Origin of the sequence: Bacteroides sp. (genome assembly GCF_029057325.1) — a bacterium.
GTDB lineage: Bacteria > Bacteroidota > Bacteroidia > Bacteroidales > Bacteroidaceae > Bacteroides.
Genome location: NZ_JAICZW010000029.1, coordinates 1 through 18,061, shown reverse-complemented (window position 1 = coordinate 18,061; position 18,061 = coordinate 1). Strand labels below are relative to the sequence as shown.

General features: G+C 50.9%; 17 protein-coding genes. 11 read left to right on the top strand and 6 right to left on the bottom strand.

All coding sequences use genetic code 11. The annotated features are described in order from the left end of the window. Window positions 1-28: 28 nt before the first annotated feature. Window positions 29-1,384: an MATE family efflux transporter gene (locus K2G43_RS02040; RefSeq protein ID WP_300152842.1), complete on the bottom strand. Its 1,356-nt coding sequence runs from the start codon at window positions 1,382-1,384 to the stop codon at window positions 29-31. Between the two features lie 459 nt (window positions 1,385-1,843). Between K2G43_RS02040 and lysS the strand changes: the two genes are divergently transcribed. The 10 genes from lysS to miaA all read left to right on the top strand — a co-directional run bounded on the left by lysS (window position 1,844) and on the right by miaA (window position 13,439). After that, entirely contained in the window at window positions 1,844-3,574 is a 1,731-nt protein-coding gene (gene lysS, locus K2G43_RS02035; RefSeq protein ID WP_300152841.1) for a lysine--tRNA ligase, read from the top strand. Window positions 3,575-3,672: 98 nt separating this feature from the next. Next, on the top strand, window positions 3,673-4,668 hold the full coding sequence (locus K2G43_RS02030) for an NAD(P)H-dependent glycerol-3-phosphate dehydrogenase (protein ID WP_297642384.1): 996 nt from the start codon (window positions 3,673-3,675) through the stop codon (window positions 4,666-4,668). Between the two features lie 182 nt (window positions 4,669-4,850). Continuing rightward, a complete protein-coding gene (locus K2G43_RS02025; RefSeq protein WP_297642385.1) occupies window positions 4,851-6,188 on the top strand; it encodes a glucose-6-phosphate isomerase in 1,338 nt (445 codons plus the stop codon). 124 nt (window positions 6,189-6,312) lie between these two features. After that, on the top strand, window positions 6,313-7,047 hold the full coding sequence (locus K2G43_RS02020) for an HAD family hydrolase (RefSeq protein ID WP_297642387.1): 735 nt from the start codon (window positions 6,313-6,315) through the stop codon (window positions 7,045-7,047). Between the two features lie 66 nt (window positions 7,048-7,113). Further along, on the top strand, window positions 7,114-8,343 hold the full coding sequence (locus K2G43_RS02015; protein ID WP_300152840.1) for an HD domain-containing protein: 1,230 nt from the start codon (window positions 7,114-7,116) through the stop codon (window positions 8,341-8,343). An 83-nt stretch (window positions 8,344-8,426) separates the two neighbouring features. Beyond that, the gene (lpxD, locus tag K2G43_RS02010) at window positions 8,427-9,467 is read left to right on the top strand and encodes a UDP-3-O-(3-hydroxymyristoyl)glucosamine N-acyltransferase (RefSeq protein ID WP_297642389.1); all 1,041 of its coding nucleotides are present in this window, start codon (window positions 8,427-8,429) and stop codon (window positions 9,465-9,467) included. Window positions 9,468-9,470: 3 nt separating this feature from the next. Beyond that, window positions 9,471-10,856, top strand: coding sequence for a bifunctional UDP-3-O-[3-hydroxymyristoyl] N-acetylglucosamine deacetylase/3-hydroxyacyl-ACP dehydratase (locus K2G43_RS02005; protein WP_297642390.1), 1,386 nt, complete (start codon window positions 9,471-9,473; stop codon window positions 10,854-10,856). 123 nt (window positions 10,857-10,979) lie between these two features. Further along, window positions 10,980-11,756 carry an acyl-ACP--UDP-N-acetylglucosamine O-acyltransferase gene (gene lpxA, locus K2G43_RS02000; protein WP_300152839.1) on the top strand — a complete coding sequence of 259 codons (777 nt, stop codon included), beginning with the start codon at window positions 10,980-10,982 and terminating at the stop codon, window positions 11,754-11,756. A 114-nt stretch (window positions 11,757-11,870) separates the two neighbouring features. Continuing rightward, window positions 11,871-12,431 carry a hypothetical protein gene (locus K2G43_RS01995; RefSeq protein WP_297642393.1) on the top strand — a complete coding sequence of 187 codons (561 nt, stop codon included), beginning with the start codon at window positions 11,871-11,873 and terminating at the stop codon, window positions 12,429-12,431. Between the two features lie 99 nt (window positions 12,432-12,530). Then, the gene (gene miaA / locus K2G43_RS01990; protein ID WP_297642394.1) at window positions 12,531-13,439 is read left to right on the top strand and encodes a tRNA (adenosine(37)-N6)-dimethylallyltransferase MiaA; all 909 of its coding nucleotides are present in this window, start codon (window positions 12,531-12,533) and stop codon (window positions 13,437-13,439) included. A 10-nt stretch (window positions 13,440-13,449) separates the two neighbouring features. Here the strand turns inward: miaA and K2G43_RS01985 are convergent, their stop codons facing one another. From K2G43_RS01985 to K2G43_RS01965, 5 genes are all read right to left on the bottom strand, one after another. Beyond that, complete coding sequence (locus K2G43_RS01985) at window positions 13,450-14,706, bottom strand: carcinine hydrolase/isopenicillin-N N-acyltransferase family protein (RefSeq protein ID WP_300152838.1); 1,257 nt, start codon at window positions 14,704-14,706, stop codon at window positions 13,450-13,452. 111 nt (window positions 14,707-14,817) lie between these two features. Then, window positions 14,818-15,201, bottom strand: a complete 384-nt coding sequence (locus K2G43_RS01980; protein ID WP_300152837.1) for a TlpA disulfide reductase family protein — start codon at window positions 15,199-15,201, stop codon at window positions 14,818-14,820. Next, entirely contained in the window at window positions 15,198-15,338 is a 141-nt protein-coding gene (locus K2G43_RS01975) for a hypothetical protein (RefSeq protein WP_300152836.1), read from the bottom strand. Before K2G43_RS01975 ends, K2G43_RS01980 begins: the two co-directional genes overlap by 4 nt. 14 nt (window positions 15,339-15,352) lie before the next feature. Next, the gene (locus K2G43_RS01970; RefSeq protein ID WP_300152835.1) at window positions 15,353-17,254 is read right to left on the bottom strand and encodes a M56 family metallopeptidase; all 1,902 of its coding nucleotides are present in this window, start codon (window positions 17,252-17,254) and stop codon (window positions 15,353-15,355) included. A 13-nt stretch (window positions 17,255-17,267) separates the two neighbouring features. Beyond that, window positions 17,268-17,636, bottom strand: coding sequence for a BlaI/MecI/CopY family transcriptional regulator (locus K2G43_RS01965; protein ID WP_300152834.1), 369 nt, complete (start codon window positions 17,634-17,636; stop codon window positions 17,268-17,270). A gap of 223 nt (window positions 17,637-17,859) precedes the next feature. On the opposite strand from K2G43_RS01965, the gene K2G43_RS01960 reads away from it, so the two are divergent. Next, on the top strand, window positions 17,860-18,061 hold a 202-nt coding region (locus tag K2G43_RS01960; protein WP_300152833.1), incomplete at its 3' end, for a hypothetical protein.

Below are 18,061 nucleotides of genomic sequence, written 5' to 3'. Positions count from 1 at the left end.
AGTCACCATGGGAAATTGGGAAATACAATCACTCTCCCGCCTTGACCTTGAACTTGCGGAACTGCGCCATCAACATCGCCAATGCTATCAGGCTGGCAAGAAGGTCGGACACCGGCATGCTGTACCACACACCCGCCAATCCATAGAACCGCGGCAGGATGAGCAGACACGGAAGCAATATCAGCATCTGCCGGCTCAGAGAAAGGAATATCGCCTTGCTTGCCATGCCGATACTCTGGAAGAAGTTGGAAGTCACCATCTGGAAACCGATGATGGGGAAGAACACCACTGTGATGCGCAGCCCGCGCGCCGCAAGCGCTATCAGTTCGTCATCGGTGGTAAAGATGCCCACCATCAGTTCCGGCGCCAGCATGCCCACCAGGAAGCCGAAGGTAGTGACGGCAGTGGCATAGCCGATGGTCAGCAGCAGCACCTTGTTGACACGCCCGTATTGCTGCGCTCCGAAGTTGTAGCCGGCAATGGGCTGCATGCCTTGGTTCAGCCCCATCACAATCATCACGACAATGAACACCAGCCTGTTCACGATGCCGAACGCGCCGATGGCAAGGTCACCGCCATGCTCCTTCATCCCCTGGTTGACGATAATCACGATGAAGCACGCCGCCAGATTCATTAGGAAGGGAGACATGCCGATGGCAAGCGAATCGAGCACAATCTTGCGACGCAACCGGAAGATGCCCCGGTGGAAATGCAACAGCTCGTCCTTGTCGCAGAACAGGCGGCACTGCCACGCCAGCGAAAGCATCTGCGCCAGGATGGTGGCAATCGCCGCCCCACGGATGCCCCAATCGAAGCCATAGATGAAAATCGGGTCGAGAATGGTGTTCACCACCACCGTGGTGATGGTGGCATACATCGCCTTCTGCGGATGTCCCGAAGAACGCAACACGGCGTTCAGCCCCAGATAGAGATGGGTGACAACGTTGCCCAGCAGGATAATCTGCATATAGTCGCGCGCATAGCCCACCGTCTGGTCGCTTCCGCCGAAAAAGTAAAGAATGGGGTCCAGAAAGCACATCACCACCACAGTCAGCGCCAAGCCCAACAGAATGTTCAGCACAAACACATTGCCCAGCACCCGCTGCGCCGTGTCATAATCTCTTTGTCCTAACTTGACGGAAATCAGTGTCGAAGCTCCCACGCCCACCAGCGAGCCGAAGGCCGCCGAAAGGTTCATCAGCGGAAAGGTCAGCGCCAAACCCGAAATAGCCATCGTGCCTACACCGTGACCGATGAAGATGCTGTCCACCATATTATATAAAGAAGAGGCCGTCATCGCAATAATTGCCGGAATGGCATATTGCATCAGTAGTTTTCCTATACTTTCTGTACCCAACGCCGTGGGTGTTTTTTGTCCTGCCATACTATATACCTATTTACTTTTTACGGGTGCAAAGGTACTCAAAACTCAAAATGCAGACAAACTATTTAGCAGACATTAGTAGAAAGAACGATATACCCGGCAGACAAAGCCTGCTTTCATACGAGGGAAAAAGGCAAAAGCCCCTTCTTAAAGTTCATCTCGCGTGCTGAGATATACATCTCGCCTGCTGAGATGTGCATCCCGGCGCACGAGATGTATATCTCAGCACGCGAGATGAACTTTTCCTCCTATGTAAAGCATCTTTATAACGTATGTTATACACGTTTGTTCCGTAGCTGAAGCAGTCTCACTACGGGCTTCGGACATGCGAGGCAAGCGTTCACAAAAAGTCTGGGCAAGAGATTATGCCCCGCTTTTAGTCGCTTTATTTACCAAAAAGGTTCGCTATCTGAAAAATGTTTCGTACTTTTGTCCCCAAATTGAGTGAAACATAGCGATATGAACGTATTAGAACTAAGTGAACAGGAAATCATTCGCCGCAACAGCATGAATGAACTTCGCGCGATGGGCATCGAACCCTATCCCGCAGCAGAGTATGTAACCAATGCTTTCTCTACCGATATCAAAGCTGAATTCAAAGACGATGCAGAACCTCGCCAAGTGTCCGTAGCCGGACGTATGATGAGCCGACGCATCATGGGAAAAGCCTCTTTCATCGAATTGCAGGACTCCAAAGGACGCATCCAGGTCTATATCACCCGCGATGACATCTGCCCGGAAGAGAACAAGGAAATGTACACCACCGTGTTCAAACGTTTGCTCGACCTGGGCGACTTCATCGGCATCGAAGGCTTCGTGTTCCGCACCCAGATGGGCGAAATCAGCATCCACGCCAAGAAGCTGACCGTGCTCTCCAAGAGCCTGAAACCGCTGCCCATCGTTAAGTATAAGGACGGTGTTGCCTACGACTCTTTTGAAGACCCCGAACTGCGCTACCGCCAACGCTACGTGGACCTCATCGTGAACGACGGCGTGAAGGACACCTTCCTGAAACGCGCCAAAATCATCAGCACGATGCGTGCCGTACTGGACGAGGCCGGCTATACGGAAGTAGAGACACCCATCCTGCAATCCATCCCCGGCGGAGCCAGCGCACGCCCCTTCATCACGCACCACAATTCGCTGGATATGGACCTCTACCTGCGCATCGCTACCGAACTTTACCTGAAGCGACTGATTGTAGGCGGTTTTGAAGGCGTATATGAAATAGGCAAGAACTTCCGCAACGAGGGCATGGACAAGAACCATAACCCCGAGTTCACCTGCGTAGAACTCTACGTGCAATATAAGGACTACAACTGGATGATGAGCTTCACCGAGAAACTGCTGGAACGCATCTGCATCGCCGTAAACGGCTGCACCGAAAGCGTGATAGACGGCAAGACCATCAGCTTCAAGGCTCCCTACCGCCGTCTGCCCATTCTGGAAGCCATCAAGGAGAAGACCGGCTACGACCTCGAAGGAAAGAGCGAGGACGAAATCCGCCAAATCTGCAAGGAACTGAAGATGGAGATTGACGACACCATGGGCAAGGGCAAGCTGATAGACGAAATCTTCGGCGAATTCTGCGAAGGCACCTTCATACAGCCGACCTTCATCACCGACTACCCCGTGGAAATGAGCCCGCTGACCAAGATGCACCGCAGCAAACCGGGACTGACCGAACGCTTCGAGCTGATGGTGAACGGCAAGGAGCTGGCCAACGCCTACAGCGAGCTGAACGACCCGATAGACCAAGAAGAGCGCTTCAAAGAGCAGCTCCGTTTGAGCGAGAAGGGCGACGACGAGGCCATGTTCATCGATCAGGACTTCTTGAAGGCACTGCAATACGGCATGCCTCCCACATCGGGTATCGGCATCGGCATCGACCGTCTGACGATGTTGATGACAGGCAAGCCTTTCATCCAAGAAGTGCTCTTCTTCCCACAGATGCGCCCGGAGAAAGTGACTCTGAAGGACGCTCCCTCCAAATTTATGGAATTGGGCATCGCCGAAGAGTGGGTGCCCGTCATCCAGAAAGCAGGCTACAACCTGGTAAGCGACATGAAAGACGTGAACCCGCAAAAACTCCACATGGACATCTGCGGCATCAACAAGAAATATAAATTGGAACTGACGAACCCCAGTGTCAACGATGTGGCGGGTTGGATTGAGCGAATTAAGAATTAAAAATTAAAGAAGTAAAGAATTAAATAAGTAAGAAAGACAAGAAGAGGGGGGAAAGCACTCCTTTCCCTCTCTTTTAATTTTTAATTATTAATTTCGATATGAAACTACCCGGTAAGATAGCCATTATGGGCGGAGGAAGTTGGGCGACAGCCATTGCAAAAATGGTGCTGGAGCAGGCTGAGTCGATAAATTGGTATATGAGACGCGATGACCGTATCGCCGACTTCAAACGACTGGGACACAACCCGGCCTACCTGACGGGCGTTAAGTTCGACACCAAACGCATCAACTTCAATTCTAACATCAACGAGGTGGTGAAAGAGTCCGACACGCTTATCTTCGTGACGCCTTCTCCCTATCTGAAGAATCACTTGAAGAAGCTGAAAACCAAAATCAAGGATAAATTCATCATCACGGCCATCAAAGGTATCGTGCCCGACGACAACCTGATTGTCTCGGAGTATTTCACCAAAGAATATGGCGTACCGGCAAAGAACATCGCCGTACTGGCAGGTCCCTGCCATGCGGAGGAAGTAGCTTTGGAACGCCTCTCTTACCTGACCATCGCTTGTCCGGATACCGACAAGGCTTGCCTTGTCGCACGCAACCTGGCAAGTACCTATATCAAGACCTCCGTCAGCGACGACGTGGCGGGCATTGAATACAGCTCCGTATTGAAGAACGTGTATGCCATTGCCGCCGGAATATGCAGCGGCTTGAAGTATGGCGACAACTTCCAGGCCGTACTGGTGTCCAATGCCATACAGGAGATGAACCGCTTTCTGCAAACCGTCCACCCGCTGAACAGAAACGTCAACGATTCTGTTTATCTGGGAGACTTGCTGGTGACGGGCTACTCCAACTTCAGCCGCAACCGCACGTTCGGCACGATGATCGGCAAAGGCTACTCCGTGAAAAGTGCCCAGATAGAGATGGAGATGATCGCCGAAGGATATTACGGAACAAAGTGTATCAAGGAAATCAACAAGCACTATCACGTCAACATGCCGATTGTAGATGCGGTCTATAACATTCTATATGAGCGCATCTCGCCGATGATAGAGATTAAGTTGCTGACAGACTCGTTGAGGTAAGGAGCCTCTCCCCTAACCCCTCCCCCGTAGGGAGGGGAATAGAGATAGACAGAAAATGGGAGAGAATTAATGGGAGAAAGGAGAATAGATAGATTATACGATATAAACCGGAGTAACCACACACTCCCCCCTCCCTACGGGGGAGGGGTTGGGGGAGAGGCTTTCTCCTAAATTCGAATATTATGATTAGTTTAAACATTGAAAAGACTTTTGGATTCATTTCCAAAGAGAACGTTTTCGCTTATGAAGCCCAAGTAAAGGCTGCACAGGAAGCGTTAGAAAATGGCACAGGCCTGGGTAATGACTTTTTAGGTTGGTTGCACCTCCCCTCTTCCATTACCCAAGAACACCTGGACGATCTGAAAGCTACCGCACAGGTATTGCGTGAGAACTGCGAAGTCGTAGTCGTTGCCGGCATCGGCGGAAGCTACCTTGGCGCACGTGCGGTGATTGAGGCGCTGTCAAACAGCTTCACTTGGTTGCAAGACAAGAAGACGGCTCCCGTCATCCTCTATGCAGGACACAACATCGGTGAAGATTATCTGTACGAACTGACCGAATACCTGAAAGACAAGAAATTCGGTGTCATCAATATCTCCAAATCAGGAACCACTACTGAAACAGCCCTGGCCTTCCGCCTGCTGAAAAAGCAATGCGAAGACCAACGCGGCAAAGAGATGGCCAAGAAGGTGATCGTCGCCATCACGGATGCCAAGAAAGGCGCCGCACGTGTCACTGCCGACAACGAAGGCTACAAATCGTTCATCATCCCCGACAACGTAGGCGGACGTTTCTCCGTACTGACTCCGGTAGGCTTGCTGCCCATCGCCGTAGCAGGATTTGATATAGAGAAGCTGGTAGCCGGTGCCGTTGCCATGGAGAAGGCTTGTGGTGCCGACGTACCATTTGCCGAGAATCCCGCCGCCATCTATGCAGCTACCCGCAACGAACTCTACAAGGACGGAAAGAAGATTGAAATCCTCGTAAACTTCAACCCCAAACTGCACTACGTAAGCGAATGGTGGAAGCAGCTCTACGGCGAATCGGAAGGCAAGGAAAACAAAGGCATCTTCCCCGCTGCCGTTGACTTCTCTACCGACCTGCACTCCATGGGACAATGGATTCAAGAAGGCGAACGCACCATCTATGAAACCGTCATCTCCGTAGAAAAGACACAGCACTCCCTGCAAGTTCCTTCGGACGAAGCCAACTTGGACGGCCTGAACTTCCTCGCCGGCAAGCACGTGGACGAAGTGAACAAGATGGCCGAACTGGGAACACAGCTCGCCCACGTGGACGGTGGTGTGCCCAACATGCGCATCGTCATCCCCGCACTGAACGAAGAAAGCATCGGCGGCCTGCTCTACTTCTTCGAGAAGGCTTGCGGCATCAGCGGCTATCTGCTTGGCGTGAACCCGTTCAACCAACCGGGCGTAGAGGCCTACAAAAAGAACATGTTCGCCCTGCTGAACAAACCCGGCTATGAGGAAGAGTCAAAAGCCATCCAGGCCAGACTGTAATAAATTAAAAATTGAAAATTGAGAATTGAGAAATGGCTGCGTGGTAAGTGCGTAAAAGCTGTTTTTCAATTCTCAATTTATTCTCTATCTCTTAATTTTTAATTCTCAATTTTCAATTAAACAAGTGTTCAAAGAAACCATTGCCCGCTATCTGGAGAAGCACGGACACGCTCACATCCACCTGAAAGCTGTTCTTTTCGATATGGATGGCGTATTGTTCAACTCCATGCCTTATCATGCAGATGCCTGGCACAAAGTCATGGAACGTCATGGCCTGCACCTGAGCCGCGAGGAGGCCTATATGCACGAAGGACGCACCGGTGCCGCCACCATCAACTTGGTCTATCAACGGCAATACGGCACAGATGCCACGCCCGAAATGATAGAAAGCATCTATGCGGAGAAAAGCTTGGAATTCAGCACGCATCCCGAACCGGACCGTATGCCCGGAGCCTGGGAAACCTTGCAGAAAGTAAAAGCGGCGGGACTGACACCGGTACTTGTCACCGGTTCGGGACAACACTCTCTGTTGAACCGCCTTTCCCATCACTTTCCCGGCATGTTCCGGCCCGAACACATGGTTACCGCCTTCGACGTGAAATACGGGAAACCCCATCCCGAACCCTATCTGATGGGATTGGAGAAAGCTGGTGTCGAAGCCCACGAAGCCATCGTCGTGGAGAATGCCCCCATCGGCGTGCAGGCCGGAGTAGCGGCAGGCATCTTCACCATAGCCGTCAATACGGGACCGATAGACGGGCAAGTGTTGCTGGATGCAGGTGCCAATCTGCTGTTCCCCTCCATGCAGGCATTCTGCGACAAGTGGGAGGAGGTGCAAGAGGCATTCAAAGCGATGTAAGAAATCTGCCCGCATTTAGCTGTCTCCCCCCAAAAAAGAATTACCTTTACCGGCAAACATTCAGCCATGTCCTACGAACGTAAAATCATCAACGACCCGGTGTTCGGGTTCATCCATATCCCCAAAGGATTGTTGTACGACATCGTACAGCATCCCCTCTTGCAACGCCTGAGCCGCATCAAGCAATTAGGACTCTCTTCCGTGGTCTATCCCGGTGCGCAGCACACACGGTTCCAGCACTCGCTGGGAGCGTTCCACCTGATGAGCGAAGCCATACAGCACCTCACCGCCAAAGGCAATTTCATCTTCGACAGCGAGGCGGAAGCCGTAGAGGCCGCCATCCTGATGCACGACATCGGGCACGGTCCCTTCTCGCACGTGCTGGAGAACACCATCGTCCGCGGCGTCTCGCACGAAGACATTTCGCTGATGCTGATGGAACGCATCAACAAAGAGATGAACGGACAACTGGCACTTGCCATCCGCATCTTCAAAGATGAATACCCGAAACGGTTTCTGCACCAATTGGTCAGCGGGCAGTTGGATATGGACCGTCTGGACTACCTGCGCCGCGACAGCTACTATACGGGAGTGATAGAAGGAAACATCGGCTCTGCCCGCATCATCAAGATGCTCGACGTGAAAGACGACCACCTGGTGGTGGAAGCCAAAGGCATCTACTCCATCGAGAACTTCCTCACCGCCCGCCAGCTGATGTACTGGCAAGTCTATCTGCACAAGACCTCCGTTGCCTACGAGAAGATGCTGATCAGCGCCCTGCTACGTGCCAAGGAGCTTGCAAGCCAGGGCACGGAACTGTTCGCCTCACCCGCATTGAAATTCTTCCTCTACAACGACATCAACCGGGAAACTTTCTATAACAACCCCGAATGCCTGGAAAACTTCATCCAGCTGGACGACAACGATATATGGACAGCACTCAAAGTATGGAGCAGCCATCCCGACAAGACACTCGCCACCCTGAGTACAGGCATGGTAAACCGTCACCTCTTCAAAGTGGAAGTATCTACCGCCCCTGCCAACGAAGAGTGGAAGAAAGTGCTGTGCATGCAAGTCAGCAAATATCTGGACATCCCCTTGAGCGAAACAAGCTATTTCGTCTCTACCTACAGCATCGAAAAGAACATGTACGACGCGGCAGACGATAGTATTGACATCCTTTACAATGACGGCAGCATCAAGAACATTGCCGACGCTTCGGATATGTTCAATCTACCCCTGCTCTCTAAAAAAGTAAAAAAATACTACTTGTGCTACCAACGTTTGCATAAGTAGATACAAAATAATCCCCTTCGGACAAGGATATATAAAAAAAAAATCCGTTATTTGCGTATTGAAACCATCTAACAGAATAATATATGGAGTTTTCTGCTAAACAAATCGCTACATTTATCCAAGGAGAAATTGTTGGAGATGAAAATGCGACCGTACATACCTTTGCCAAAATAGAAGAGGGAATACCAGGTGCCATCTCTTTCCTATCCAACCCTAAATACACCCCCTATATCTACGAGACTCTGTCAAGCATCGTTTTGGTAAACAGAGATTTCGTTCCCGAACAGGAAGTGAAAGCTACTTTGATAAAGGTGGATAACGCTTACGAAAGTCTTGCCAAACTGCTGAACCTATACGAGCAAAGCAAGCCCAAACGCACAGGAATAGACCCGTTGGCATTTGTGGCCGAAACAGCCAAAATCGGCAAAGATGTTTACATCGCACCCTTTGCCTGCATTGGCGACCATGCCGAAGTGGGCGACAACACCGTCATTCATCCGCACGCCACGGTGGGCAGTGGCGCCAAAATAGGCAGCGATTGCATCATCTATGCCAATGCAACCATCTATCACGACTGCCGCGTAGGCAATCATTGCATCCTCCACGCAGGCTGCGTCATCGGCGCAGACGGTTTCGGTTTCGCACCGACTCCCCAAGGATATGAGAAAATTCCCCAAATCGGCATCGTCATACTGGAAGACAACGTGGAAATAGGTGCGAATACGTGTGTGGACCGTGCCACGATGGGAGCCACCATCGTGCACAGCGGCGTGAAACTGGACAACCTGATTCAAGTGGCACACAACGACGAAATAGGTTCGCACACCGTCATGGCGGCGCAAGTGGGCATAGCAGGTTCCACCAAGATAGGCGAATGGTGTATGTTCGGCGGACAAGTGGGTATTGCCGGACATATCCACATCGGCGACAAGGTGAACCTCGGCGCACAATCCGGCGTACCGGGCAGCCTGAAAGAAGGCAGCCAACTGATTGGCACTCCGCCCATGGAGATGAAACCTTACTTCAAGTCGCAAGCGGTGTTCCGCAAATTGCCGGATATGTATATGGAGGTGAACGCCCTCCGCAAAGAACTGAATGAACTTAAACAACAATTAAATAAGTAACCAATGTTGAAACAAAAGACTCTGAAAGACAGTTTTTCACTCAGTGGTAAAGGTCTTCATACGGGACTTAACCTGACCGTTACTTTCAATCCTGCCCCGGATAATCACGGTTACAAAATCCAACGTATGGATTTGGACGGACAGCCCATGATTGATGCCGTTGCAGACAACGTGACCGAAACCACCCGCGGAACCGTACTCTCCAAAAACGGAGTGAAGGTAAGCACCGTGGAACATGGCATGGCCGCCCTTTACGCATTGGGTATTGACAACTGCTTGATACAAGTGGACGGACCGGAATTCCCGATTCTGGACGGAAGCGCCCAATACTATGTCAACGAAATAGAGCGTGTAGGCACCGTAGAGCAAAATGCCGTCAAAGACTTCTATATCATCAAGTCTAAAATCGAATTCCGCGACGAGAAAACCGGCTCCTCCATCATTGTGCTTCCGGATGAGAACTTCAGCCTGAATGTGCTGGTATCATACGACTCGGACATACTTCCCAACCAGTTTGCCACACTGGAGGATATGATGAAGTTCAAGGACGAAATCGCAGCAAGCCGCACGTTCGTATTTGTGCGTGAAATAGAACCGTTGCTGCAAGCAGGACTCATCAAAGGCGGCGACTTGGACAATGCCATCGTGATTTACGAACGCGAAATGTCGCAAGAGAACTACGACAAGCTGGCAGATGTCATGGGAGTTCCCCACATGGATGCCAAGCAACTGGGCTACATCAACCACAAACCGCTGGTATGGCCCAACGAATGTGCCCGCCACAAACTGCTCGACGTCATAGGCGACCTCGCTCTGATTGGCAAGCCCATCAAGGGACGCATCATCGCCACTCGTCCGGGACACACCATCAACAACAAATTCGCCCGCCAGATGCGCAAGGAAATCCGTCTGCACGAGATTCAGGCACCGGCATACGACTGCAACCGCGCCCCCATCATGGACGTGAACCGCATCCGCGAGCTCCTGCCCCACCGCTATCCCATGCAATTGGTGGATAAGGTCATCGAAATTGGCGCCAACTACATCGTAGGTGTAAAGAACGTCACCTCCAACGAGCCTTTCTTTACAGGACACTTCCCGCAAGAACCCGTCATGCCCGGCGTATTGCAGATAGAGGCCATGGCACAGACCGGCGGACTGCTGGTATTGAACTCGGTGGACGAACCGGAACGCTACTCCACCTACTTCATGAAAATAGACGGCGTGAAGTTCCGCCAGAAAGTAGTGCCGGGCGACACGCTGATTTTCCGCGTAGAGCTGATGGCTCCCATACGCCGTGGCGTATCCACCATGAAAGGATATGTATTCGTAGGCGAAAAGGTGGTCTGCGAAGCGGAGTTTATGGCACAAATAGTTAAGAACAAATGATAAGATTTCAGATTTTAGATTTATGATTTATATCACTATCAGTTCATAAACGATACATAGAAATCATAAATCTGAAATCTTCTAGAATCTGAAATCATAAATCTAAAATCATAAATAATTAACATGATTAGTCCCTTAGCGTATATCCATCCCGAAGCCAAAATCGGGGAAAACGTAGAGATTGCTCCGTTTGTTTTCATTGATAAGAATGTGGTAATCGGCGATAATAACAAAATTATGGCAAACGCCAGCATCCTGTATGGCGCACGTATCGGCAACGGAAATACCATTTTCCCCGGAGCCGTCATCGGTGCTATCCCGCAAGATTTGAAATTCAAAGGAGAAGAGACCACCGCTGAAATAGGTGATAACAACACGATACGTGAGAACGTGACCATCAACCGTGGTACGGCGGCAAAAGGCAAGACCATCGTCGGCAGCAACAACCTCCTGATGGAGGGTGTGCATGTGGCTCACGATGCCATTGTAGGCAACGGATGCATCATCGGCAATGCCACCAAAATGGCAGGCGAAATCGTCATCGACGACAACTCCATCATTAGTGGAGGCGTATTGATGCACCAGTTCTGCCGGGTGGGCGGATATGGCATGATACAAGGCGGCTGCCGCTTCAGCAAGGATGTTCCGCCATACATCATCGCCGGACGCGAACCCATCTGCTATGCAGGTATCAACATTGTGGGCTTGCGACGCCGCGGATTCTCCAACGAAGCCATCGAGAAAATCCATGATGCCTACCGCATCATCTATCAAAGCGGACTGAACATCACCAACGCCTTGAAGAAGATTGAGGAAGAAATGGAAATGACTCCCGAAATCAACTATATCGTAAACTTTATACGCGAATCGGCACGCGGCATTATTCCCGCAGGAAAATAATAGAACTTTTAGATTTATGATTTCAGATTTATGATTTGTGATTTCAAGCATGGTCATCGGCAATGAATCTGAAATCTAAAATCTGAAATCATAAATTACAAATTACAAATCACCATGGTTTACAGATTTACAATCATCTCTGATGAAGTGGACGACTTTATCCGAGAAATACAAATAGACCCGGAAGCAACTTTCTACGACTTCCATGAAGCAATCCTGAAGTCGGTAGGCTATACCAACGACCAAATGACTTCTTTCTTCATCTGCGATGAATATTGGGAGAAAGAAAAAGAGGTCACACTGGAAGAAATGGATGACAATCCGGAAATAGACAGCTGGGTGATGAAAGAGACCCAGCTAAGCGAATTGGTGGAAGATGAAAAGCAGAAACTTCTCTATGTGTTCGACTACATGACAGAGCGATGCTTCTTCATCGAATTGTCTGAAATCATCACCGGCAAAGAGATAAACGGTGCCAAATGCAGCAAGAAGACAGGTGAAGCTCCCAAGCAAACAGTCGATTTTGAAGAATTGACAGCTGCCGGCAGCTCCCTCGACTTGGACGAGAACTTCTACGGAGACCAGGATTTCGACATGGAAGACTTCGACAAGGATGGCTTCGACGGCTTTGACGAAGGCTCCGGCGGCAATCCTTACGATGATGAAGCATATTAAATAGTAAGCAGATGAGTGGATGAGCGGGAAGGTCGCTAAGCTGAACTGCCGCCCATCCACTTATCCCCCCAAGAACCCACAAACTCAAGAAAAACTTCCATGCACACACTCATCGTACTTATCGGTCCTACCGGAGTAGGCAAGACAGAGTTGAGCCTCCGACTGGCAGAGCAATTCGGCACTTGCATCATCTCGGCCGACTCGCGACAACTTTATGCCGACCTGAAGATAGGTACAGCCGCCCCCACCCCTGAACAATTGCGGCGTGTGCGACACTACCTTGTGGGCACACTGAAACTGACCGACTACTACAGTGCCGCCCAATACGAAACCGATGTACTGGAACTCCTCGAAACATTGTTCAACGAGCAAGACACCGTGCTGCTGACCGGCGGTTCGATGATGTATGTGGATGCCATCTGCAAGGGTATCGACGACATCCCGACCGTAGATACCGACACCCGTCAACTGATGCTGCACAAATATGAGACGGAAGGACTGGAACAGTTGTGTGCCGAACTCAAACTATTAGACCCGGCATATTACAAGATTGTCGATTTAAAGAACCCCAAACGTGTCATCCACGCCCTGGAGGTTTGCTACTTGACAGGAAAAACCTATACCTCCTTCCGCACCGGTCCGAAGAAAGAGCGCCCCTTCCGCATCCTCAAAATCGGACTGACCCGCGACCGCGAAGAACTCTACGACCGCATCAACCGCCGTGTAGAACAAATGATGGAGGACGGATTGATGGAAGAGGCACGCCGGGTATATCCCTACCGGAACCTCAACTCACTGAACACGGTGGGCTACAAGGAAATGTTCAAATACTTGGACGGTGAATGGACACTGCCCTTCGCCATCGAAAAGATAAAGCAAAACTCACGCATCTATTCCCGCAAACAGATGACCTGGTTCAAGCGGGACGAAGAGGTTCGATGGTTCCACCCGGAACAAGAAGCGGAGATTAAGGCATATCTTCAAGAAAGAATCGAGGGCGGACAATAAACGGTGGTCCCTACCATCCCTCTTCAACAAGCTGTTTATAGGCCGACATAATCGGTTCTGCCAGCTCCTGATACAACCGCTGCATCTCTTTTACATCGATTCCTCCTTGTGCACGCCAACCCTCGAGCAGCGGCATTGTACGACGGAACACCTCTGCCTCAACAGGGGCAAGCCGTGTCATGTAACCGTCCCCTTTCGAAGGGCTGTACAGTCTCTCCCAGTTCAGATAGCGGTCGGTGCCCATCCCTTGATGGTAACAGAATACACGACCGGCGAGGCGAAGCGAACTGGCGCTCAACGGAGCGGCGGCATCTGCCTTGCTGAAACAGACCATCGATGGAAGAAGTCGGGAAGCATCCTTCACCCACAACGGCAGGGCGACACCCGTGGGAGGATAGCCTAACAGCGCCCACATCGTTGTCAGCTCGGCATTCTCACCCGGCTTCACGCCCTGCACCACAACCGAGCACGAGGTGCTGTTACGGGAAATGAAATCCTGGTCAACGAACCAACCGGAGGCCTTCGGACGGTTGTAATCGCCGCTCTTCAGGTCGATGTCGAGCATGCAGTTATGGAAAGAGCGGGAAAGGTCGTTGAAAATGCCCTGCGGCGTGATGCCACCCGTGGCCGAAGCCTTCATCAGCACCTGCTCCGCCTCCATGTAGCGCACATAACCTGCGCCTTGGTTCACCTCGCCCGTCAACGAGAAGTTGGTGCGGGCAATGTAGCCATGGGGAGCGTCTTTCGGGTCATTGGCATCATACATCACATACCGATGGTAGTCCACCTCGAACATAGCGGCACCACCCCGGGCATCAATGACCCCGAAGTTCGCCTCTATCAGACTGGGCTTGGCGATGGTATCCAGAAAATGGCGGAACTCCTCCACCGTGGCACAGACCTCCAACGCGCGGTAGATAATCCTGCCGTTGGCGGCACCGCGCTCTTCGCCCTCCTTCACGTCAACCAGATTATAAGATTGGGTATTCATCAAGGCAAAGCCGGCTGAGTTGGTTCCTATCCACGCCTCTTTCAAGCCGGGGAAGTTGTCACTGTTCACGTCGGCAATGAAGTCATACTTCTCGCCTTTCACGTATGCGACATGGTTTCGCAGATAGTCCGTATCACGGTTTTTCCACAGCAACGGACGGCCATCGGGAGTAACCTTTCCCGAAACAACGGCAGAGGTGCAAGCCGCCGCAGGATTCAGACATCCGAATGCGGCAGTCAGGGCACACAACACAAAAAGCAACGCTCTTTTCTTCATAAACTATAATCATGAGGGATTTTACAGATCTTCCGTCGCAAACTTTACGGCGGTAAACTTATGCAACAGCAAAGATAAAGATTCTATTTGAGAAACAGAGCAAAGAACCGGTTATTCCTCAACCATTCTCTTCAATAAGTCAGTCATATACCTGAGTTTCGCCATCCCCGTTCCTTCTTCTATGTGACGGATGATACCTTTCTTATCTGTCAGTATCGTGACAGGCATACCGCTTACGTGGAAAGTATCGAAGAAAAATAATTCATCGGCTATCTGCGTGAAACGGAACGGACGGCTCTCCACTATTTTCTTGATTTGTGCGGCACTGTCGAAGGTGGTGGCAAGATAAGTGACATCGGGATAAAGCTCCACCCATTTGTTCAGCTCCGGCATCTCGCCGATACAGGGACCGCAGCTGGTGTACCAGAAATTCAAGACCATGGGACGACCTGACACCTCAGCGTTGCCCCACTCCTTCCCTGCCGTATCTTTCACGCGAAATGTCGGAAAGGCTTTTCTTCAAAGAAAAGCCCATCCACCAGGTAATACTTCTTGGCAACCGTTTGGGCAGAGCCGACCTCTGCCCAAACGGCCATTATAATAAAAAACAAAGAGAGAATTTTCTTTATCATGATTGTCAGAGAGGTTATTCGCCTTTCAGCGCGACTGTCAGTTTAGGCTGCGCCTTCACCTTGACGGTCGCCATGCCGATATACGAAACCACCAGCACGGCATCATTGGCGGGCACGGAAAGCCTGAAGTTGCCATCCACATCGGTCACCGTCCCTTTTTTGGTCCCTTCCAGCAAGATAGAGGCACCGACAACAGGTTCGCCCTGCTCGTCCACCACTTTGCCTTCCACCTTCATCAGGGTTCCGACCACCGTCACACGCAAACCCTCTTTCTCAGACACTTCGCCCTCCTTCATGGGCGCGCCTGCAACAGAAGGACTCCCCTCTTTCTTCAGGGTTATCAATATCACTCCGTTTTTTGCCTTGTCGCCATAGAGCTCCACCGCCTGTTTGTCTTTCAACACTGTTATACCCTCTATCCTATCGGACTTCAGCGCTTCCATAATCTTCGGAGTCACCTCTTTTCCATCCACAATGTACAGGGGCTCATCCTCTCCCGAAATGCGCAATAGCTTTTTTCCGATGGAGGAGCTTTCCGCATCCTCACCATCCAACTTGAACATCACCGGCACCGTATATTTCACCGCCACCGGTTCGCCCTTCTGCCTACCCGGTTTCCACTTCGGCATGCTGTTTATCAGACGCAATGCTTCGGCATCAAGTGCCTCGTCCACCGCACGAAGGATCTTCGCATTCCGGATGCTGCCATCCTTGTCCACCACAAACTGCATGACGACACGTCCCTGCATTCCTTTCTTTTTGGCGGCTTCGGGATAACGCATGTTTTTCCTGAAATAATCCATCAGGCCGGACACGCCGCCATCGGGAAATTCGGGCATCTCCTCCACCACCTCAAAGACCGGCGTTCCCTTCAACTCCTCGCCGACTTCGATCGGCACATACTTCACATTGGCGGGTTTCAGGGTGTCACCCACACTTTCCGCCACTTTTGTTTCTACAATTGCTGCCAAATCATTAACTTTGACGGCTGAAATCTCCTCCACCTTGTCGGAGACCTCGGGACGGGCAAAAGCTGTCACTGCAACGGCAGCTACCGGAAGTACATAGAGATACTTCAAACGTGCCCACGGACTTGATTTTTCTTTCATCATCATAGTGATACGTTTTTTAAGTTTACTGTGATTAAAGCTGTTGGCCATAGAGTAGAGCCTTGTGCCGACAGCTTTTTTTATTAATAATAGTTGATATTGTTTCGCATTCACGCCCTCCTTGATGACCGTCTCATCCGCCTCAAACTCATGGATGTTCTGCAGTTCCTGCTTCAGCAACCACGAAGCCGGATTGAACCACTGGAAGAAGATGCAGATATCCGCCACCAGCAGGTCCCAGGAGTGCCGGTTATGGATATGGGCAAGCTCGTGGATAAGGATTTCCCGCCCGTTCTCCTCCAGGTCCGCCTGCGACAGGACGATGTAGCCCATCCAGCTGAACGGGGAGATGTCGCGACGGTGCACCACCAGCCTGACCCACTCTTTCCTGCCCGGCAGATAACGGTCTATAGCCTCCCTCCTGCCCGACCGGAGCAGCATCAACAGCCGTACCAGCGAGCATACGTTGCAGCAGGCAAAGAAAACGATTCCGGCCAAATAGACCAACAACATCCCTTCTATCCAGATGGATGTCGCCACTTCCGCATCCGCCCCTACCTCTGTGACAGAAGCCGCATCCGCCATCAGCAGCAGTTGCTCCAGCGTCAGCATGGTCTGGTGCACCTCCGACTCCTGCTCCACGGTCACTTCGGTCAGGGGCAACAGGCACGACAGCAACAAGATGCCCAGCAGTGCAAAGCGGTTGAAGCGGTGGAAAGTCTCACGTGCCAGCAACAGACGGTAGAACAGGTAGAACACCGCCAGACAAACCGATGATTTGAGTATGTAAACGAAGAAGAGGCCCATAAGAGGAAGGGATTTACGATTTACTATTCACTTCTTCCACCTCGCTTATCAGCTGCTTCAGCTCTTCCAGCGAGATGTCTTCCTCCTTCACCAGCGACGACACGGCACTGAGATAGGAATTGTTGAAATACTTGCTGATGACGTTTTTCAGCGTCCGCTTGCGGAAGTCCTCTTCGCTCACCACCGGATAGTATTGATAGGTGTTGCCATACGTGTGGTGGCTCAGGAATCCCTTCTCTTCCAGCCCTCGCACAATGGTGGAGAGCGTATTGAAGTGTGGCTTCGGCTCTTCATAGAACGCCAGCATCTCCTTCACGAACAACGGCCCTTTCGTCCAGAAAAAGCCCATGATTTCTTCTTCTTTTGCAGTCAGTCCTTTCATAATGTTCTTTGTTTTCCGCAAAGAACTAAATAATTTAGTTCATAAACGAATTTATTTCGTTAAAAGAAACTAAAGGATTTAGTTTACCCGTTGGCGGAATTAATTCGCAGGCCTGCTTCCTGAGCTTCTTAATGCACTGATTATCAGATATTGAAAAACGATTTGACAGACACTTGTGTTCAACGTGACAGACACAAGTGTTCAAGCCGACAGACACAAGTGTTTGAGACGACAGACGCAAGTGTCTGTCAAACCGGGGAATATAGGGGGGATTTCCCTCTATCCCATCCATACAGCAACCGCCATCCGTTTTTACCTGATGACAACCCGACAGCCGATTTGCAGTCACATCAGAGAAATCATGAAGCCCAAAGAAAAAGAGGGGGTTGATTCAAGATTGACACACCCCCCTTCTTCTATTTACC